This is a genomic window from Bacillus paranthracis (assembly GCF_024296885.1).
GTDB lineage: Bacteria > Bacillota > Bacilli > Bacillales > Bacillaceae_G > Bacillus_A > Bacillus_A paranthracis.
In genome coordinates, this window is the sequence record NZ_CP101135.1 from 565,001 (window position 1) to 585,044 (window position 20,044).

The following is a 20,044-nucleotide window of genomic DNA, read 5'->3' on the forward strand; positions in this document are numbered from 1 at the left end:
GGGAGGTTTGGCACCTCGATGTCGGCTCATCGCATCCTGGGGCTGTAGTCGGTCCCAAGGGTTGGGCTGTTCGCCCATTAAAGCGGTACGCGAGCTGGGTTCAGAACGTCGTGAGACAGTTCGGTCCCTATCCGTCGTGGGCGTAGGAAATTTGAGAGGAGCTGTCCTTAGTACGAGAGGACCGGGATGGACGCACCGCTGGTGTACCAGTTGTTCTGCCAAGGGCATAGCTGGGTAGCTATGTGCGGAAGGGATAAGTGCTGAAAGCATCTAAGCATGAAGCCCCCCTCAAGATGAGATTTCCCATAGCGTAAGCTAGTAAGATCCCTGAAAGATGATCAGGTTGATAGGTTCGAGGTGGAAGCATGGTGACATGTGGAGCTGACGAATACTAATAGATCGAGGACTTAACCATATAATATGTAGCAATGTTATCTAGTTTTGAGAGAACATAAAAAACTTGTTGACTTTTAAAGAAAATAAGTTATAATAATGATTGTCTCAAAAGAATAATGTCTGGTAATGATGGCAGAGAGGTCACACCCGTTCCCATACCGAACACGGAAGTTAAGCTCTCTAGCGCCGATGGTAGTTGGGACCTTGTCCCTGTGAGAGTAGGACGTTGCCAGGCAATATTATTCCGCAGTAGCTCAGCGGTAGAGCTATCGGCTGTTAACCGATCGGTCGTAGGTTCGATTCCTACCTGCGGAGCCATTGGAGAGCTGTCCGAGTTGGCCGAAGGAGCACGATTGGAAATCGTGTATACGTCACAAGCGTATCAAGGGTTCGAATCCCTTGCTCTCCGCCATAGGATTTATAATATTTGGCCCGTTGGTCAAGTGGTTAAGACACCGCCCTTTCACGGCGGTAACACGGGTTCGAATCCCGTACGGGTCACCACTTTTGGAGGATTAGCTCAGCTGGGAGAGCACCTGCCTTACAAGCAGGGGGTCGGCGGTTCGATCCCGTCATCCTCCACCATATAAACTATATGAATAATATTATCGCGGGGTGGAGCAGCACGGTAGCTCGTCGGGCTCATAACCCGAAGGTCGCAGGTTCAAATCCTGTCCCCGCAACCAAATGGTCCCGTGGTGTAGTGGTTAACATGCCTGCCTGTCACGCAGGAGATCGCCGGTTCGACCCCGGTCGGGACCGCCATTTTAATAAGGCTCGGTAGCTCAGTCGGTAGAGCAGAGGACTGAAAATCCTCGTGTCGGCGGTTCGATTCCGTCCCGAGCCACCATTTACTTTAATAAAATACGCCGGCTTAGCTCAATTGGTAGAGCAACTGACTTGTAATCAGTAGGTTGGGGGTTCAAGTCCTCTAGCCGGCACCATGTAAGTTTCGGAGGGGTAGCGAAGTGGCTAAACGCGGCGGACTGTAAATCCGCTCCTTCGGGTTCGGCAGTTCGAATCTGCCCCCCTCCACCATTTACATAGGGGCATAGTTTAAAGGTAGAACTGAGGTCTCCAAAACCTCCAGTGTGGGTTCGATTCCTACTGCCCCTGCCAAATATATTTACACAACATGGCGGTTGTGGCGAAGTGGTTAACGCACCGGATTGTGGCTCCGGCATTCGTGGGTTCGATTCCCATCAGTCGCCCCATTTTTATTTTAAAAATTATAAATAATCTAATGGATACTTACATATAATTAAGTAAGAATTCGATGGGCTATAGCCAAGCGGTAAGGCAACGGACTTTGACTCCGTCATGCGCTGGTTCGAATCCAGCTAGCCCAGCCATTTTTGCGGAAGTAGTTCAGTGGTAGAATACAACCTTGCCAAGGTTGGGGTCGCGGGTTCGAATCCCGTCTTCCGCTCCAGAAAAATTTTATATGGCGGCATAGCCAAGTGGTAAGGCAGAGGTCTGCAAAACCTTTATCACCGGTTCAAATCCGGTTGCCGCCTTTTCTTTTGTGCCGATGTGGCGGAATTGGCAGACGCGCACGACTCAAAATCGTGTTCCTTCGGGAGTGTCGGTTCGACCCCGACCATCGGTATCACGAACGGCGTAATAAAAAGACTCTACACCAAATGTGTAGAGTCTTTTTATATTTTCATCACACTACAAAATAAGCATAAATAGTGTGTTGGTGAAATGGTAGGATTTTTTTTGCTAAATTATGTTATGTGCTTCTAAAATTCGTAATAAATGTAGGAATTCATGTATAATATAACTTGTCGAAAGAACAAAATGATAGTAATTTATATTATGTCTGTAATATGAATCAAAAATGAACTTTTTATATTTCTTTTAAAAATGTGTTGAACACACATGATATTTCATATTAATATTTTTATGTAGATTTAAAACGGGAAAGAGAGTGGAAAGTATGGGTCGTAAATGGAATAATATTAAAGATAAAAAAGCATCAAAAGATGCAAATACTAGCCGTATATACGCGAAATTTGGACGTGAAATTTATGTAGCGGCAAAACAAGGCGAGCCAGATCCGGAATCAAACCAAGCGCTTAGAGTTGTATTAGAACGTGCGAAAACATACAATGTTCCAAGAACAATTATCGATCGTGCAGTTGAAAAAGCAAAAGGTGGTTCAGAAGAAAATTATGACGAGCTTCGTTATGAAGGATTCGGACCAAATGGAGCTATGGTAATTGTAGATACACTTACAAACAACGTAAACCGTACTGCAGCAGATGTACGAGCTGCATTTAGCAAAAACGGTGGTAACATGGGTGTAAACGGTTCTGTAGCTTACATGTTTGATGCAACAGCTGTTATCGGCCTTGAAGGGAAAACATCAGATGAAGTTCTTGAGATTTTAATGGAAGCAGATGTAGATGCACGTGACATCCTTGAAGAAGAAGATGCTGTTATCGTGTATGCTGAACCAGATCAATTCCATGCAGTACAATCTGCTCTTAAAGATGCGGGTGTTGAAGAATTTACAGTTGCCGAATTAACAATGCTTGCACAAAACGATGTAACACTTCCTGAAGATGCACAAGCACAATTTGAAAAAATGGTTGATGCATTAGAAGATTTAGAAGATGTACAACAAGTTTATCACAACGTAGACTTAGGAGAATAATACGATAAAAGCCCCTGTTCGTTTAACGAATAGGGGCTTTTTAATAAAGGTATTTTATTGTAAACAGGGAATATGCTTATAGGGATATATGAAATATTCATTATTACTAGGAGGCTTAACCTGGAACAAAAAACACCAAAACATATCGTTGCTGTAGCAGGCTATTTAACAAATGAAAAAGATGAAGTGTTATTAGCAAAGGTACACTGGCGAGCTGATACGTGGGAGTTACCAGGAGGACAGGTAGAAGAAGGGGAAGCACTCGATCAAGCTGTTTGTAGGGAAATGCTTGAGGAGACGGGTTTAACTGTGAAGCCGCTTGGAGTTACAGGAGTTTATTATAATGCTTCCATGAACATTTTAGCTGTCGTTTTTAAAGTAGCATATGTAAGCGGTGAAATAAAAATTCAACATGAAGAAATACAAGAGGCTAAATTTGTAGCTTTAAACGAAGAGAACATAAATGAGTATATAACGCGTCCTCATATGAAATCCAGAACGCTTGATGCGATGAGAGCAACCCATTTCATTCCGTATGAAACGTGGGAAGTGCAGCCGTATAACTTAATAGGAAGATTGTAAAGAAAAGAGTAGCCGATTTGAGATACAGTCAAATCACTACTCTTTTTTGTATACTGTTTAAGAAAAAGGTCAAAATAATAATAGCGTTAGTATTGATTTAAAGAACATTTGTTCTGTATAATATATGATATATTATGTACATTTAGATTACTAGATACTCAAAAGTATATATATTGGTAGATGATATAATGAAAATAGGGCGCTTTAATAGAGAAAGTATAATAGCCTTAAGATCTAATCTGCTATTGATTTAGCATAATCTATATTCAATATTTCAGATGAATAGTAGATAAAAAAGGACTGTGATACAATACTTTTTTATCCCGCTATTTGCCGGGCAGCCAGATTGGTGGGGGTCTGATGAAAGTTTCAATTTATACCTTACAATGATGTAAGGTACGTGTAAGAGAAATCGATGGGATATTTTTTTACAACAAGGTATTCTTAAAGTAAGAGTTATACGCTATGTGGAAAAGAGGTGTTTAAGATGAAAGAACGAGTATTATCTAGGGTGAACTATCATCAAAAAGTTGCATTAAATCCAATGACTAAGTTTTTTTATAAAGCCATTATTTTATTATTATTGTTAAGTTTTACGTTATTATTCATTGGAAATGTAATGATTGAGAAAAGTGATATTAGTAAATTACATGTACCGGCTAAGTTAGAGGTACCAGAATCATTGACACATGCATTTATTGCGACAGAAGATAAAAGGTTTTATCATCATAACGGTTTAGATTATATAGCGATTGTCAGAGCGTCTGTTGAAAATATAAAAGCTGGTGGTGTTGTGCAAGGCGGAAGCACAATTACACAGCAGTTATCTAAAAATGCTTTTTTAACGAATGAACGTACATTTTCTCGTAAGTGGAAAGAGATTTTCTATACGAAAAAAATTGAACGTACATTTACGAAGGATGAAATTTTAAAATTGTATGTAAGCAATATTTATTACGGAGAAGGAGCATGGGGAATTGAAAAAGCAGCAAACCTATACTTCGGTAAAAAGGTAAGCCAATTAACGTTGGCTGAAAGTGCAATGATGGCTGCTGTAGTAAAGGCACCTGCTTATTACTCACCTGCACAAAATTATGATAAGGCCGTAGAGAGACGAAATGTCGTTTTGAGATTGATGGAGAAAGAAGGCTATATCAATCATGATGAGTATGTGCAAGCAGTTAGTGAGAAGTTAGTAATTCGGCATGATATAAAAACAGAGCAGTCAATGTTAAATAGTGCTCGTGAAAAAGCAGTAAGCTAAAGGAAGTTCCTACATAGGAGCTTCTTTTTTTGAATAAATTGTGACAAATTGTGACACAATATCGTCACAATTATTGTGTTTTTGTAATTTATGTGAGCGTGTTCATTGCGTGATGTATATAAGTGTTGATATTATGTGTATTGTGTACAATGCTGTATACAGAATATGAATTTAAAGAGGAATGTATATGAAATCAAATAAACTCATGGCCCTTGGTATAGTTTTTTCTATTGCAGTATTGATTGTAATCGGAACGATTGCGTATAGCATCATAAATGACAAAAAAGATAAAGGGAATGAGATGTTTGCTTATTCCACACAACAATCTTTAGGGAAAGATGATGCTCCGGTTAAGGTAGTTGAATTTGGAGACTTCAAATGTCCCGCTTGTCGTACTTGGGATGTAACAGTATTGCCACGATTAAAAGAAGAGTATATTGATAAAGGTAAAGTGCAGTTATACTTTATTAATTTTCCGTTTATTGGGAAAGACTCTGATTTAGGTGCAGCAGCTGGTGAAGCAATTTATAAACAAGATAAAGATTCATTCTGGACTTTCTATGATGAGATTTATCAAAGTCAAAAGAAAGATACCGAAGAATGGATTACAGAAGAATTACTTCTTAACATTGTGAAAGAGAAGCTTCCGAAAGTTGATGTAGATCAATTTAAGAAAGATTTACACAGTAAAGAAATAAAAGAAAAAGTACGTAAAGATTCAGATCGTGCCCAAAAATTAAAAGTTCAAGGTGCTCCTTCAGTATATGTAAACGGGAATCTTGCAAACCCTGATTTCGACAGTATGAAGAAAGCCATTGATAAAGAATTGAAAAAGTGATGAGTATCTCATCACTTTTTCGACTTTTTTCGATAAAATTCTTGCTTCCGCTTTTTGTACATGCTATACTACTTTACATAAGTTATTCTAATATCTTATATGTATTTCATATTTGCGGGTGTAGTTTAGTGGTAAAACAAGAGCCTTCCAAGCTCTGGTCGAGAGTTCGATTCTCTTCACCCGCTCCAAATTTTATTAAATGTTTTTCTATAAATTGTGATCAACGCAGTGTTTCGTTTCCGAGATAAACGAGGCATTGCGTTTTTTAATGTTTTAAAAACATCATTGTATGCGAAAATAGAAGTAAAGAATAGTATTCCAAAAGTGAATTGCTAACTAATAGATCGTTACATAAAGGATGGATTCATCTGAGGAGGAAATAACAGTAAATAAGAATCTATAAAAAACTATAAAAATTTACAATTACAGGTTTTATATTTTACAGAATTCAACCTATAATATTTTCAGGTGATGAAAAGGGGGAAAAGGATGAAAACAACACGTACTTGTAAAATCAATTCTATTACAAAAGAACAAACGGAAGCTTTAATTACTTTGATCCGTACGTTCGAAAGTGCAAAACGATATAGTTTTAATCGTTTGATTGAGGGCGAAAATGAGAAAGAATTGATAAAAAAACTACAACCTAAATATTTATTAAATAAACGTTTTTGTGAAGATGCAATTTTACAAGTGCAAACGATCCTTTTCTCTCAAAAAGAACTTCTTCCTGTTTACCTAGAAAACAATCAAAAAAAGTTAGAAAAGACGTTACAAAAAATAGATGATTATGAACGCGGCAAAAAAAGACCTAAACAAGTTTCATTAGAAACTTGTTTAATTGGTTTAAGAAAACGAAAACAAAAATTAGAACAAAGAATTGAAACGTATGCAAAACATATTAAAAATAAAACATTACCTCCTATTATTTTTGGTGGGCGGAAAAATTTCTATGAAAGAATGAAAAACAAGATATCCAATCAAGAATGGAAAGATTTACGTACAAGGCAATTATATTCTCGCGGAGATAAAAGTAAAAAAGGGAATTTGAACATGCGCATTACAGTTGATGATTGTGGGCAAGGATGGTTAGAAATTGCAAATCCATTAGGACGAACAAATGGAAAAACAAAGAGCCCCCGAATCAAAGTTCCGATTATGATTCCATATCGTTTTTATCATCAAATTACAAATGTCGTTATGGGAAAGCAAATCGGTGTAAATTCAAAAGGAAAACCGATTATAGAGCATCAAAAATATAGTGTAGAAATCATTCGTAAACAAAATGAATTTTATGTAAATATTACGTTTGATGAAACAGAAATAGGTCGTGTACTAGATTTCAAGGAAACACCACAATCAGATGTAATTGCAGGAATTGATGTAAATCCGGACCGCATTGCAGTTAGTTTATGTACAAAACAAGGTAATTTTAAAGGTTCAAAAATTTTTTATCTACACAATCTGAATACATTTTCAACAAACAAACGCGCAACGATAATTGGACAAATCGTACAACAAATTAAAACATGGTTATTGGAAAACAATGTAGGTGGAATTGTTTTAGAAGATTTAAAGTTTCAACAATCTCATGATACTGATAAATACAGTAATCGTAATTTCTATCAATTTACGTATAAAAAGATGTTGAACAGTTTAATTCGTATGGCTCTTCGTAACGGATTTTCTGTTAAAACAGTAAACCCCGCTTATACAAGTGTGATCGGAAAATTAAAATATAGTAAAAATTTCGGTATTAGCGTTCATGAAGCAGCCGCATTCACGATCGCAAGACGTGGATTAGAATTGCAAGAACAATTACCACAAGAAATTATATTATTATTAAAAAACCAAATTACAACAAAACTGCGTATTCTTGTTGCTTCCATGGAAGAAAGTAAAAAGAATACGCAAAAAGTATATAAAAAATGGTTACAAACAATTCAAACGTGGAAAGAATATCATAATTGGAAATTGTGGAGCATTCTTCACAAAACTGTTTATATGAACAATCAACAATTCGTATTTAAAATTTAAATGAGAAGGGGGGGGACTGGTTTATTTCTTATAACCTCTTGCATACTACTGACTTGGATGAATGGTAGTATGCAAGGACAGATCGTTCCTAACAGGAACCTGCCGTCATTCTTTCACAATAGGTGGATGAAAAGGTCACAACCCTTACGGACAGGAAAAAGGTGAGATTCCTTTTCGGTAGTTGGCATTTGACTTGGTTCGCCAACAATTTATAGATTTTTATAAGAATTTCAAACCAGGCGATTAGGAATGGATTTTGAACAATTAAAGCAAGATGTAATTGCGTATAGTAAAACAATTGGTATAGATAAAATAGGCTTTGCTAGTGCTTCACCATTTGAGGAATTAAAGCAGCGCTTAATCCAGCAGCAACAATTAAATTATCAATCTGGATTTGAAGAGCCTGATATAGAAAAGAGAACGAACCCACAGCTTCTATTACCTGGTGCAAAATCAATTATTGCGATTGCATTAGCGTATCCTTCAAAATTAAAAAATGCACCATTAAGTAAGCGTGGAGAACGCCGCGGGATTTTTTGTCGTGCTTCTTGGGGACAAGATTATCATCTCGTTTTACGAGATCGTTTGCAGAAATTAGAAGCATATTTAATCGAAAAACTTCCCGATATAGAAGTTAAGTCAATGGTTGATACGGGTGAATTAAGTGATCGAGCTGTTTCAGAGCGTGCTGGTATTGGATGGAGCGGTAAGAACTGCTCTATTATTACACCTGAATTTGGTTCGTATGTATATTTAGGAGAAATGATTACAAACGTTCCATTCCCACCAGATCAGCCGATAGAAGATCAATGCGGGAGCTGTACAAAGTGTATTGATATTTGTCCTACAGGTGCTTTAATACAAGGAGGACAGTTAGATTCGAAGAAGTGTATAGCATTTTTAACACAGACGAAAGGATTCCTACCAGAAGAGTATCGCGACAAAATAGGTAATCGTATTTATGGATGTGATACGTGTCAGACAGTTTGTCCGAAAAATAAAGGAATGGATTTTCATAATCACCCTGAGATGGAACCAGATCCTGAGTTAGTTAAACCGTTATTAACACCGCTTTTAACAATTAGCAATCGTGATTTTAAAGAGAAATATGGAATTATGTCTGGTTCATGGAGAGGTAAAAAACCGTTGCAACGAAATGCGATTTTGGCACTTGCACATTTTAAAGAAGCATCAGCAATTCCAGATTTAATAGGTGTTATGAAAGATGATCCAAGACCAGTGCTTCGCGGGACGGCAGCGTGGGCGCTTGGGAAAATTGGTGGAGACGGTGTGGGCGAAGCTATTGAAAAAGCGATGCAACGTGAGAAAGACGAAGAGGTTCTTCATGAAATGAATCGCGGACTTGAACTGTTAGCGCAGAAAAAAGAGTAGATAATATCTCCCTTTTTCATATTGTAATATGGGAGGGAGACGAAATGGTTGTAAAAATAAATATTGAAAAGCAAGTCCAACACTTTTTAGCATATATAACAGAGAAACGAACAAATGTAGATGGTATTGCTGAAGATTTATTACAAATAGCAAAGAGAAAGAAACAATTATTTCAAAAGCGTAATGCAGAGATAGTAAAAGCAACTGCGGATGTTTCTTTTATGAGGCAATTAAATAATAGCAATCATCAAGAAATTGATTATCAAATACATTTTAAATATTTAATTAAGCATAAAGAATTATTTTATATTGAAGAGGAACAATTAAAACGAAGAGTTTGTTTAAATAATAGCCGGATAATAGGTGATTATGCTATTGAAGTGCCAGAAGCAGTTGGAATGAGTGAGACATTAGAAAGGGAAGTTACAAAAGAGAAGTACGGTTCCTATCAGTACAACCGTTTAGAGGCAGTTAAATATGCAGAGCGTTGGTGGGATGATCGAAACCCTGCATATCGTAATTTCCCTGATAATTGTACGAATTTTATTTCTCAATGTCTTCATACTGGAGAAGTACCAATGAATGGATATCCTAATATTCGTAAAGGATGGTGGCAAAGGGAGAATCAGTGGAGTTGGAGCTGGGCTGTTGCACACTCTTTTTATTGGTATTTGTCAGGTGCTACATCAGGACTTCGAGCTGAAGCTGTAGAAAGGCCAGAGGACCTTATTCTTGGTGATGTCATCGCTTATGATTTCGAGGATGATGGTAGGTGGAACCATACGACGATTGTAGTAGCAAAAGACGCAGATGGTATGCCACTTGTAAATGCACATTCAGCGAATAGCCGTCGGCGTTATTGGAACTATGAAGATTCTAGTAAATATACACCACAAATGAAATATAAATTCTTTCATATTATTAATGGGTAGAGATTTTTCGCTCAAGTGGTATAATACGTAGTAGACAAAAAACAGAGGTGAATATCGCGTGGGAGTACATGTTGTTTTATATCAACCAGAAATTCCAGCAAATACAGGGAATATTGCTCGTACTTGTGCAGCAACTGGAACAGAATTACATTTGATTAGACCGCTTGGATTTTCAACGGATGATAAAATGTTAAAGCGTGCAGGATTAGATTATTGGCAGCACGTGAAAATTACGTATTATGATTCAATTGAAGAGTTTTATGAGAAAAATAAAGACGGTGAATTCTTCTATTTAACAAAGTATGGCGAGAAAGCTCATACAGCGTTTGATTATAGCAAACGTGAGAAGGATTACTATTTTGTATTTGGAAGAGAAACGAACGGCTTACCAGCTAATGTAATCGAAGAAAATTTCGATCATTGTTTACGTATTCCAATGACTGATAAAGTGCGTTCATTAAATTTATCTAATACAGCAGCTATTTTAATTTATGAAGCATTCCGTCAACAAAATTATCCAGGATTAGATTTAGAAATTGTTTATTAAAAGTCGCCATATGGCGACTTTTTTTCTAAAAATAAAAATAATATGTAATCATACATTTAAAAAAGGATACATATTCATATAAAATGGGATATATGAATAAAAATAGATCAGACGGGTTGAGATAAATATGAAGGAACAATATAGTAATCAAAATACCTTTTTAAGTATGATAGATATGGATTTAATAAGAAGAGGATTATTACATGCTATTCAAGATTTAGTATTTATTGTTAAAGTTATTGATGATGAAACATTTACATATATTTATGTAAATAAGTTAGGTATGGATTATGCGAAGCTAAGTGAAGAATGTTATGGAAAAACTTTTGCAGAAGTATTACCGGAAGATACGGCGGAAATATTGCAAGTGCAATATGCAAAAGTAGCGAGCGAAGCGAAAGCACATACCTTTTGTGATGTAGTTAGTTTACCAACTGGTAATTTACATTATGAATCTTCACTTAATCCTGTATTTGATGAAGAAGGAGTATGTCAGTTTATTATTTGTATTACAAGGGATATCACAGCTCAAATAGAGGAGAAGATGGAGATAGAGGAAAAACAAATGCTGTTTAAGTCATTACTAGAATATAATAATGACTCCATCATATCTATAGATTCTATAGGAAGAATTACATATGCAAATCCAGCAACGTATGAAATATTTGGATACCGATTTGAAGAATTAAATAATAAGTTTATTTTTGAATTTATTAATAAAGAATATGAAAAAGATTTTCAAATTATATTTAAAGAAGCCATGCAAGGAAGGGCAAAGCAAATTGTTTCAAAGAAATATGTTCATAAAGAAGGGTACGAGCTCTATATTTCCTTGAGAACTATCCCGATTATTGTAAATGGTGAAATTGTTGGAGTATATATTGTTACAAGGGATGTTACAAAGCAAATATTAAATGAAATGAGAACGGAATATTTAGCTTATTATGATCAGCTAACAGGATTAATGAATAGAATTTCATGTACAAATAAGTTAAATGATTTTTTAAATGAGAAGGTAGCTTTTGCGTTTATCTTTATAGATTTAGATGAATTTCACCTTATTAATGATACGTTTGGTCATAAAGAAGGAGATAAAGTGTTACAAAAAGTTACAGAATGTTTAAGCAGTTTTCAAATACCCGGTATACACTTATTTAGAGAACACGATGATCAATTTGTTATGTTAATAGAAAATATAACGAAAGAACGTGTAGAGGGAGTTTCCAAAAACATACTGAAAAGGATTAGTGAACATTTTGTAATCGAAGAAGAGGACGTGTATTTAAGTGCTTCAATCGGAATTGTAATGGCTCCAACAGATGGAGAAGATGAAAAGATATTATTCCAAAGAGTTGATGCTGCTTTGGAAAAAGCAAAAGAAAAAGGAAAAGGGCATTATCATTTTTATTGCAGTGGGTTAGATTGTGAGCGTGAACAAAGATTTATAATAGAAAATCAATTACATCGTGCTATAGAAAAAAATGAATTCTTCTTATATTATCAGCCGCAAATTAATATTGAAACGAAAAAAATAGCTAGTATGGAGGCTTTAATAAGGTGGGAGAATAAAGAATTAGGATTTGTCTCTCCCAATCAATTTATTCCGCTAGCAGAAAGAACAGGATTTATTATTAAGCTTGATGAATGGGTAGTAAATGAAGTGTGTCGACAAATACGCGAATGGTTAAATAAAGGATATGAAGTTGTCCCAATTGCAGTTAATATTTCAGCCAGGCATTTTCGCTCTATTACATTAATAGAGATGATTACAAGAGCTTTACATAAGTACAATGTACCAGCTCATTTATTAGCGATAGAGGTTACAGAAGGAGCCCTTATACATAAAGATATATCGAAAAGAGTATTGCTACAATTAAAAGAACAAAATTTAAAGATTCATTTAGATGATTTTGGTACAGGGTATTCATCTTTGAGTTATTTAAAAACGTATCCAATTGATACTTTGAAAATTGATCGTTCTTTTATGGAAGGTATACATGTAGATGAACGCGATACGAATATTACGGCTGCAATTATTCATCTAGCTCATACGTTGGAATTGAATGTAATTGCAGAAGGGGTAGAAAAAGCGGAACAAATACAATTTTTGAAGGAAAAGAATGTGAAGTTTGTACAAGGTTATTATTATAGCCGCCCTTTATCAAAATATGATGTGGAAAATGTGTATTATAAATAATCGATAAAAAAAGTGATGTGCTAAGAAGCACATCACTTTTTATGTGTACCGGGTTTATCATTGTAACCAGATGTAAAAATAGCTGTAAGAAATGTGAGTGATACACCTAAAATTAATAATAATTTCATACTAATATCCCTCCTATTTTTTCAGTTTACGAATCTGAAATATGAATCGAAATGTATGTAATGTTCTTGGAAGAAAAGAATTTATTTAGAATGAATAGAGGTGTAAAAACTTTAATACCTATATTATACAGAATTTTCTTTGAATTTTGGAGAGAATTTTATAACACTACTGTATATTTCATTTTGATTTAAAGAATGTTTAAGGACATCCTAGCATACCTTTTATAATAATCCGATTGAACAAGGAGATGGGGGAGGAGCTATAATGGATATTCTAAAAAAAATTGAACAGCATCGAGAAGCAGAAGAACGCTTACAATGGGAAGGTACGTTTGCGGAGTATTTGGAGCTTGTGAAGGAAAGACCATGGGTGGCTCAAACAGCACACTCTCGCATTTACAATATGATAAAAGATGCTGGAATTGAAGAAGTTGATGGTAGAAGAAAGTATAACTTCTTTAGTAATCAGCTATTTGGGTTAGAGGATGCTTTAGAACGTCTTGTAGAGGAATATTTTCATCCGTCTGCAAAACGATTAGATGTTAGAAAACGTATTTTATTATTAATGGGTCCTGTTAGTGGAGGTAAATCAACATTAGTTACGATGTTGAAACGAGGATTAGAAACATATTCAAGAACAGATCGAGGAGCAATTTTTGCAATTAAAGGGTGCCCAATGCATGAAGATCCACTTCATTTAATTCCGCATCATTTACGAGATGATTTCTTTGATGAGTATGGAGTAAGAATTGAAGGGAATTTATCACCACTCAACGTTATGCGCCTAGAGCAAGAATATGGTGGGAGAATTGAAGATGTAGTTGTGGAGCGTATTTTCTTCTCTGAAGATCGCCGAACTGGTATTGGTACATTTAGCCCTTCTGATCCTAAATCACAAGATATTGCAGATTTAACAGGTAGCTTGGACTTTTCTACAATTGCAGAATATGGTTCAGAATCAGATCCACGAGCGTATCGCTTCGATGGAGAATTGAATAAGGCAAACCGTGGGATGATGGAATTCCAAGAGATGTTAAAATGCGACGAGAAGTTCTTATGGCATTTATTATCGCTTACACAAGAAGGGAATTTTAAAGCGGGAAGATTTGCGCTTATTTCAGCAGATGAATTAATTGTAGCGCATACGAATGAAACAGAGTATCGCTCTTTCATAGCAAATAAGAAAAATGAAGCATTACACTCAAGAATTATTGTAATGCCAGTTCCATATAATTTACGAGTGAGTGAAGAAGAACATATTTATGAAAAAATGATTCGTGAAAGTGACGTGTCCGATGTGCACATTGCACCGCATACACTTCGGGTTGCAGCAATGTTTACGATTTTAACTCGTTTAAAAGATCCGAAGCGTCCAGATATTGATTTAATTAAAAAGATGCGTTTGTATGATGGAGAAACGGTAGAAGGTTATAATGCGATTGATGTAGAGGAGTTGCAACGCGAATATCAAGATGAAGGTATGAAAGGTATTGATCCTCGTTACGTTATTAACCGCATTTCTTCTACAATTATTCGAAAAGAGGTACCATCTATTAATGCTCTAGATGTGCTTAGATCTTTAAAAGATGGATTGGATCAGCATCCATCGATTAGTAATGAAGACCGAGAGCGCTATATGAACTTCATTTCATTAGCAAGAAAAGAATATGATGAAATTGCTAAAAAAGAAGTACAAAAAGCGTTTGTTTATTCGTATGAAGAATCCGCTAAGACACTTATGGATAATTACTTAGACAACGTTGAGGCGTACTGCAATAAGTCGAAATTACGTGATCCGTTAACAGGTGAAGAAATGAGCCCAGATGAAAAGTTAATGCGCTCGATTGAGGAGCAAATTGGAATTTCAGAAAATGCTAAAAAAGCATTCCGGGAAGAAATATTAATTCGCATCTCTGCTTATGCACGTAAAGGAAAACGCTTCGACTATAATTCGCACGAACGTCTTCGTGAAGCGATTCAGAAGAAGCTATTTGCTGATTTAAAAGATATAGTGAAAATTACAACATCAACGAAAACACCAGACGAAAATCAGCTGAAGAAAATTAATGATGTTGTTGCACGTTTAATTGATGAGCACGGCTATAATTCTTCTTCAGCAAATGAATTATTACGCTATGTAGGTAGTCTGCTAAACCGATAGTTTGATAACAAAACGCTGTCTCTTGTATTTTGCGGGACAGCGTTTTATTATCCAGTCATATGTGTAAAGTGTCATACCTTGTCCAAATGTAATAAATTAAGATGCAATTTTATGAATTTATTGTCAATTATTTTTACAATATGCATATGATAGAGTAACCAACCATTCATACGAAAAAAGCCAACACAATACAATATGTTGCAAAGTGTAAATGTGTGCAACTATGCATTGTGTTTCTTTCTTATCAAAGGCTGAATGATTCTTTTCTAGTATGTGAGTGGCAAAATTTTGTTTAGGATGCTCGGAGTATTATATGAAAAACGTTATATATGTTTATGGGATGATTTTCGATGGGCAGTTACCTTTCATTCTAGCTGGTACAGTATAAAACAAAATTTCTAGCTTGCTGTTCATATAGGAAGACAATTACAGTAAGGAGGGAAAGAAATGGGTGAAGAAAACCAACCAAATTATACGATTTCACAGGAAAACTGGTCCCTCCATCGCAAAGGATATGACGACCAACAACGCCATCAAGAGAAAGTACAAGAGGCAATTAAGAATAATTTACCCGATCTTGTAACAGAAGAAAGCATTGTTATGTCTAATGGTAAGGACGTTGTAAAAATACCGATTCGTTCTTTAGATGAATATAAGATTAGGTACAATTATGATAAAAACAAACACGTTGGGCAAGGAAATGGTGACAGCAAAGTTGGTGATGTCGTTGCGAGAGATGGATCAGGTGGTCAAAAGCAAAAAGGACCAGGAAAAGGGCAAGGAGCAGGGGATGCGGCTGGAGAAGATTATTATGAAGCTGAAGTCTCTATTTTGGAATTAGAGCAAGCATTTTTCAAAGAATTAGAATTACCTAATTTAAAGAGAAAAGAAATGGATGAAAACAAGATTGAACATGTTGAATTTAATGATATTAGAAAAACGGGATTATGGGGCAACATCGATAAGAAAAGAACGATGATATCCGCATATAAACGAAATGCGATGCGTGGTAAAGCATCTTTTCATCCAATTCATCAAGAAGATTTAAAGTTCCGTACTTGGAATGAAGTATTAAAGCCAGATTCAAAAGCTGTTGTATTAGCGATGATGGATACGAGTGGATCGATGGGAATATGGGAGAAATATATGGCACGGAGCTTCTTTTTCTGGATGACGAGATTTCTACGTACAAAGTATGAAACAGTAGATATTGAATTTATTGCCCATCATACAGAGGCAAAAGTAGTTCCAGAAGAAGAGTTTTTCTCAAAAGGAGAAAGTGGTGGAACAATTTGTTCTTCTGTATACAAAAAAGCACTCGAGCTAATTGATAATAAATACTCACCAGACCGCTATAATATTTATCCATTCCATTTTTCAGACGGTGATAATTTAACATCAGATAATGCTAGATGTGTAAAACTTGTTGAAGAATTAATGAAGAAGTGTAATATGTTTGGATATGGGGAAGTGAATCAGTACAACCGCCACAGTACCCTCATGTCAGCCTATAAAAATATTAAAGATGAAAACTTCAGATATTATATTTTAAAGCAAAAAGCAGACGTATTTCATGCGATGAAGAGCTTCTTTAAAGAAGAATCAGGAGAGAAAATGGCATAACCCCTTTTTGAGGGGTTATTTTTTGTAAACTTTTTATTTTTTTAGTTGACAATGATAATGAAAATCATTATCATTTATTCGAGAAATGATTACATTTTAATTTATATATTTTGGAGGAGATGTCAAGTTGAAAAGAAATAAAAGAAAACATATAAATGCAATGATTATAGCGGCGACGTTATCACTTCCGTTTGCTGTTTATTCAACACCTGCTTTAGCGGCAGTAGCAATTGAGGCGAATAAAACGGGACAAGGTTTAGAAGATGGTACATATGACGCTGTTATTAAAGCGTATAAAGATAAAACAAATGAAGAGTCTATGGCAGCTGTTTATATAAAAAATCCGAAATTAACAGTTGAGAACGGAAAGAAAATTGTAACAGCAACGTTAAGTGATAGTGATTTCTTTCAATACTTGAAAACAGAGGATATACATACTCCAGGTGTGTTTCATGATGTGAAAGTAATATCAGAAGATAAAAAGAAAAATGGAACGAAAGTGATTCAGTTTGAAGTAGGGGAATTAGGGAAGAGATATAATATGCAGATGCATATTTATATTCCGACAATGGCTTATGACAATAAGTATCAAGTACAGTTTGAAGTAAACACATTAAATTTAGAAAATAATGTTCCAGAAGAACAAAAGGAAAATGAAGAGGATAAATTGGATCAACAAGATAAAAACGGAAATGTAGTATTAGATAAGCAATTACAAAAGCATATTAATAAATATAACTTGAATAGAGAAAATTTAGATACCCCAATAACTAAGGAAGATTTATTAAAAGTTAAATCTTTAATAGTCGTTGAAGCCAAAAGTAAAGGAATAAAAGACGTAAGCGGTCTAGAATATATGAAGAACTTAGAAAACTTAACGTTGGAAGAAGTTAAGTTAGAAAATATAAAATTTATCTCGAATTTGAGGCAATTGAAATCATTAAGTATAACCTATGGCGAACTTGAAGATATTGGACCTTTGGCTGAGTTAGAACATATTGAGAGTTTAAGCTTGAGAAATAATAAAATTTCAGATTTAAGCCCACTAAGTCAAATGAAGAAGATTAAATTGCTAGATTTAAATAGTAATTATATAAAAGATATTAAACCATTATTTACAGCGAAATCTTTAAGGACTTTGACTGTAGCAAATAATCAAATTAGTAATGCTAATCTTGCTGGGATTGAGCAACTGAAGAATGTGAAGAGTTTATCTTTAAGTAACAATGGACTTACTAATATTGAACATATTACACCAATGAAAAAATTAGTAGAGTTAGACCTTTCTAAAAATGAATTAGAAAACATCGAACCTTTATCAAGAATGTCTACTGTACAATCACTTAATTTAGAAGAAAACTATATTTCAGATATAACACCACTTAGTCAATTAACAGGTTTATATGATTTAAAGCTAGCGTCAAATGAAATTCGTGATGTTAGACCGGTTCAAGAGTTAGGAAAAAGAATGTACATTGACGTTCAAAGACAAAAAATCTTTTTAGATGATGTAGAAAAAGATAAGGAAGTTAAAATACCTATCTATAATTTACAAGGAGAGCCACTCGATACTATTCAATTAAAGAATGGAGATGGAATAGTTAATAATGGTTCTGTTAAATGGAGTACTACCGGTGAAAAAACATACGAATTTATATTAGATATAAAGCCAGAAGAAAATCGTATTAAGTTTAATGGAATAGTAATTCAAAATGTTGTTGAAAGGTTAGATGAAATAAAAGAGGATAATGAACAAAAGGAAAATGTAATTCTCGATAAAACTTTACAACAACATATTAATAAAGAGAATTTAGGTAGAGAGAATTTAAACACTCCCATCACCAAAGAAGATTTATTACAGATTAAAAAATTAGAGATCCTTAAAGAAAAAGGAAATGAGATAAAAGATATAACAGGTTTAGAGTACATGACGAACTTAGAAAATCTCACTTTAGAAGGAGTAGGTCTGAAAAATATTGAGTTCATCTCAAACTTGAAACAATTGAATAATGTGAATGTATCTCATAATCAAATTGAAGATATAACACCACTATCTTCATTGGAAAATTTACAGTGGTTAAATCTTGAAGACAATCATATTAAAGATGTAACGGTTATTGGTTCCATGCTAAACCTATTTAGCTTAAATCTAGCTGGGAATGAGATTCGTGATGTAAGGCCGTTAATACAATTAGGCCAGTGGGGAACAATTGATGTTAGAAGGCAAAAGGTCATTTTGGATGATGCAGAAATAAATAAAGAAGTGAAGATACCTGTATATGATTTAGAAGGGGAACGAATTGAAAAGATTACGTTAAAGAGTGCAGGTGGAATGCTTACTGATGAGGGAATCATTTGGAGTACTCTAGGAGAAAAAATATATGAATTTGACTTGGATGCAGATCATTATGAGACGGGCATATTATATAGTGGCATCGTCATGCAGAATATAGTAGAAAAATTAATACCGAAAGAAGAAGTAAAAGAGCCGGAAAAAGAAGTTGAAGAAACAAAAGAAGAAGTGAAAGAAACGATAAAAGAAGTTGAAGAAGAGCAAGAAGAAGTAAAAGAGCCGGAAAAAGAAGTTGAAGAAACAAAAGAAGAAGTGAAAGAAACGATAAAAGAAGTTGAAGAAGAGCAAGAAGAAGTAAAAGAGCCGGAAAAAGAAGTTGAAGAAACAAAAGAAGAAGTGAAAGAAACGATAAAAGAAGTTGAAGAAGAGCAAGAAGAAGTAAAAGAGCCGGAAAAAGAAGTTGAAGAAACAAAAGAAGAAGTGAAAGAAACGATAAAAGAAGTTGAAGAAGAGCAAGAGGAAGTAAAAGAGTCAATAAAAGAAGTTGAAGAAGAGCAAGAGGAAGTAAAAGAGCCAATAAAAGAAGTTGAAGAGGTAAAAGAAGAAGTGGACGAGCCAACAACAGGAGTTGAAGAGGCGAAAGCTGAGATAAAAGGAACAGGAAAAGAAATTGAAGGTTTAAAAGACGCAGTAAATCAATCCACAGTAGTCCAAGAACAAAACGTGAATAATCAAGTTGTGAAAGAAAATAAACCAGTTGTTAATAAGCAAGAAGAAAGTAAGAAATCATTAGGAGCAACAGGTGGACAAGAGAATACATCAACATTACTTTCAGGCATAGCGTTAGTTCTTTCAGCGATGAGTATGTTTGTATTTAGAAAGAGATTATTTAAGAAATAAAAAAACGTTTTATCTTATTATAACGTAAGATGATTATATGAGTTTTTGAGAAGACATTATCATGGCGATTTCATTTTGAAATATGCTTATGG

12 protein-coding genes, 16 tRNA genes and 2 rRNA genes (1 of these 30 only partly in view) are annotated in these 20,044 nt (G+C 34.9%); all 30 read left to right on the forward strand.

Translation table 11 applies throughout. The annotated features are described in order from the left end of the window. Positions 1 to 415: ribosomal RNA gene (locus tag NLJ82_RS02845) — 23S ribosomal RNA — on the forward strand (it extends 2,508 nt beyond the left edge of the window). Positions 416 to 515: 100 nt separating this feature from the next. Beyond that, positions 516 to 631, forward strand: a 5S ribosomal RNA gene (gene rrf, locus NLJ82_RS02850). 8 nt (positions 632 to 639) lie between these two features. Further along, positions 640 to 714 (forward strand) — tRNA-Asn (locus tag NLJ82_RS02855). 2 nt (positions 715 to 716) lie between these two features. Beyond that, positions 717 to 808 (forward strand) — tRNA-Ser (locus NLJ82_RS02860). A gap of 17 nt (positions 809 to 825) precedes the next feature. Next, positions 826 to 900, forward strand: a tRNA-Glu gene (locus NLJ82_RS02865). A gap of 5 nt (positions 901 to 905) precedes the next feature. Then, positions 906 to 981 (forward strand) — tRNA-Val (locus tag NLJ82_RS02870). 24 nt (positions 982 to 1,005) lie between these two features. Then, positions 1,006 to 1,082: transfer RNA gene (locus NLJ82_RS02875), tRNA-Met, on the forward strand. Between the two features lie 3 nt (positions 1,083 to 1,085). Further along, a tRNA-Asp gene (locus tag NLJ82_RS02880) sits at positions 1,086 to 1,161 on the forward strand. 9 nt (positions 1,162 to 1,170) lie between these two features. Beyond that, positions 1,171 to 1,246, forward strand: a tRNA-Phe gene (locus tag NLJ82_RS02885). Positions 1,247 to 1,264: 18 nt separating this feature from the next. After that, positions 1,265 to 1,340 (forward strand) — tRNA-Thr (locus tag NLJ82_RS02890). Positions 1,341 to 1,350: 10 nt separating this feature from the next. Next, a tRNA-Tyr gene (locus NLJ82_RS02895) sits at positions 1,351 to 1,434 on the forward strand. Positions 1,435 to 1,441: 7 nt separating this feature from the next. After that, positions 1,442 to 1,515: transfer RNA gene (locus tag NLJ82_RS02900), tRNA-Trp, on the forward strand. Between the two features lie 19 nt (positions 1,516 to 1,534). Further along, positions 1,535 to 1,610 (forward strand) — tRNA-His (locus tag NLJ82_RS02905). 63 nt (positions 1,611 to 1,673) lie between these two features. Continuing rightward, positions 1,674 to 1,748, forward strand: a tRNA-Gln gene (locus NLJ82_RS02910). 5 nt (positions 1,749 to 1,753) lie between these two features. After that, a tRNA-Gly gene (locus NLJ82_RS02915) sits at positions 1,754 to 1,828 on the forward strand. 14 nt (positions 1,829 to 1,842) lie between these two features. Next, positions 1,843 to 1,913, forward strand: a tRNA-Cys gene (locus NLJ82_RS02920). Positions 1,914 to 1,923: 10 nt separating this feature from the next. Further along, positions 1,924 to 2,005, forward strand: a tRNA-Leu gene (locus NLJ82_RS02925). Between the two features lie 333 nt (positions 2,006 to 2,338). Beyond that, positions 2,339 to 3,058 carry a YebC/PmpR family DNA-binding transcriptional regulator gene (locus NLJ82_RS02930; RefSeq protein ID WP_000532946.1) on the forward strand — a complete coding sequence of 240 codons (720 nt, stop codon included), beginning with the start codon at positions 2,339 to 2,341 and terminating at the stop codon, positions 3,056 to 3,058. Between the two features lie 120 nt (positions 3,059 to 3,178). Further along, positions 3,179 to 3,640, forward strand: coding sequence for an NUDIX hydrolase (locus NLJ82_RS02935; protein WP_000436092.1), 462 nt, complete (start codon positions 3,179 to 3,181; stop codon positions 3,638 to 3,640). A 487-nt stretch (positions 3,641 to 4,127) separates the two neighbouring features. Beyond that, complete coding sequence (locus tag NLJ82_RS02940; protein ID WP_000664704.1) at positions 4,128 to 4,904, forward strand: transglycosylase domain-containing protein; 777 nt, start codon at positions 4,128 to 4,130, stop codon at positions 4,902 to 4,904. 187 nt (positions 4,905 to 5,091) lie between these two features. Next, positions 5,092 to 5,742, forward strand: a complete 651-nt coding sequence (locus NLJ82_RS02945; RefSeq protein WP_000841314.1) for a DsbA family protein — start codon at positions 5,092 to 5,094, stop codon at positions 5,740 to 5,742. Positions 5,743 to 5,856: 114 nt separating this feature from the next. Further along, positions 5,857 to 5,930 (forward strand) — tRNA-Gly (locus NLJ82_RS02950). 301 nt (positions 5,931 to 6,231) lie between these two features. Continuing rightward, complete coding sequence (locus NLJ82_RS02955; protein ID WP_000859069.1) at positions 6,232 to 7,779, forward strand: IS200/IS605 family accessory protein TnpB-related protein; 1,548 nt, start codon at positions 6,232 to 6,234, stop codon at positions 7,777 to 7,779. Between the two features lie 249 nt (positions 7,780 to 8,028). Then, positions 8,029 to 9,171 (forward strand): tRNA epoxyqueuosine(34) reductase QueG, encoded by a 1,143-nt coding sequence (queG, locus tag NLJ82_RS02960; protein WP_000345218.1) that lies wholly within the window; start codon positions 8,029 to 8,031, stop codon positions 9,169 to 9,171. A gap of 44 nt (positions 9,172 to 9,215) precedes the next feature. Continuing rightward, positions 9,216 to 10,103 carry an amidase domain-containing protein gene (locus NLJ82_RS02965; protein ID WP_000260539.1) on the forward strand — a complete coding sequence of 296 codons (888 nt, stop codon included), beginning with the start codon at positions 9,216 to 9,218 and terminating at the stop codon, positions 10,101 to 10,103. 58 nt (positions 10,104 to 10,161) lie between these two features. Beyond that, the gene (gene trmL / locus NLJ82_RS02970) at positions 10,162 to 10,650 is read left to right on the forward strand and encodes a tRNA (uridine(34)/cytosine(34)/5-carboxymethylaminomethyluridine(34)-2'-O)-methyltransferase TrmL (protein WP_000538147.1); all 489 of its coding nucleotides are present in this window, start codon (positions 10,162 to 10,164) and stop codon (positions 10,648 to 10,650) included. A gap of 127 nt (positions 10,651 to 10,777) precedes the next feature. Then, positions 10,778 to 12,847, forward strand: coding sequence for a sensor domain-containing protein (locus tag NLJ82_RS02975; protein ID WP_000664307.1), 2,070 nt, complete (start codon positions 10,778 to 10,780; stop codon positions 12,845 to 12,847). A gap of 393 nt (positions 12,848 to 13,240) precedes the next feature. Continuing rightward, positions 13,241 to 15,136: a PrkA family serine protein kinase gene (locus NLJ82_RS02980; protein WP_000353279.1), complete on the forward strand. Its 1,896-nt coding sequence runs from the start codon at positions 13,241 to 13,243 to the stop codon at positions 15,134 to 15,136. Between the two features lie 447 nt (positions 15,137 to 15,583). Continuing rightward, positions 15,584 to 16,759, forward strand: coding sequence for a sporulation protein YhbH (gene yhbH / locus NLJ82_RS02985; protein ID WP_000503504.1), 1,176 nt, complete (start codon positions 15,584 to 15,586; stop codon positions 16,757 to 16,759). Between the two features lie 127 nt (positions 16,760 to 16,886). Continuing rightward, positions 16,887 to 19,952, forward strand: a complete 3,066-nt coding sequence (locus NLJ82_RS02990) for an NEAT domain-containing protein (RefSeq protein ID WP_000827917.1) — start codon at positions 16,887 to 16,889, stop codon at positions 19,950 to 19,952. Positions 19,953 to 20,044: the final 92 nt, after the last annotated feature.

Bases quoted from the DNA above. Each gene is read 5' to 3' on its own strand.
- NLJ82_RS02955 (WP_000859069.1), top strand. From the start codon at position 6,232: ATGAAAACAACACGTACTTGTAAAATCAATTCTATTACAAAAGAACAA.
- NLJ82_RS02940 (WP_000664704.1), top strand. From the start codon at position 4,128: ATGAAAGAACGAGTATTATCTAGGGTGAACTATCATCAAAAAGTTGCA.
- yhbH (WP_000503504.1), top strand. From the start codon at position 15,584: ATGGGTGAAGAAAACCAACCAAATTATACGATTTCACAGGAAAACTGG.
- NLJ82_RS02945 (WP_000841314.1), top strand. From the start codon at position 5,092: ATGAAATCAAATAAACTCATGGCCCTTGGTATAGTTTTTTCTATTGCA.
- NLJ82_RS02965 (WP_000260539.1), top strand. From the start codon at position 9,216: ATGGTTGTAAAAATAAATATTGAAAAGCAAGTCCAACACTTTTTAGCA.
- NLJ82_RS02930 (WP_000532946.1), top strand. From the start codon at position 2,339: ATGGGTCGTAAATGGAATAATATTAAAGATAAAAAAGCATCAAAAGAT.
- NLJ82_RS02980 (WP_000353279.1), top strand. From the start codon at position 13,241: ATGGATATTCTAAAAAAAATTGAACAGCATCGAGAAGCAGAAGAACGC.
- NLJ82_RS02975 (WP_000664307.1), top strand. From the start codon at position 10,778: ATGAAGGAACAATATAGTAATCAAAATACCTTTTTAAGTATGATAGAT.
- queG (WP_000345218.1), top strand. From the start codon at position 8,029: ATGGATTTTGAACAATTAAAGCAAGATGTAATTGCGTATAGTAAAACA.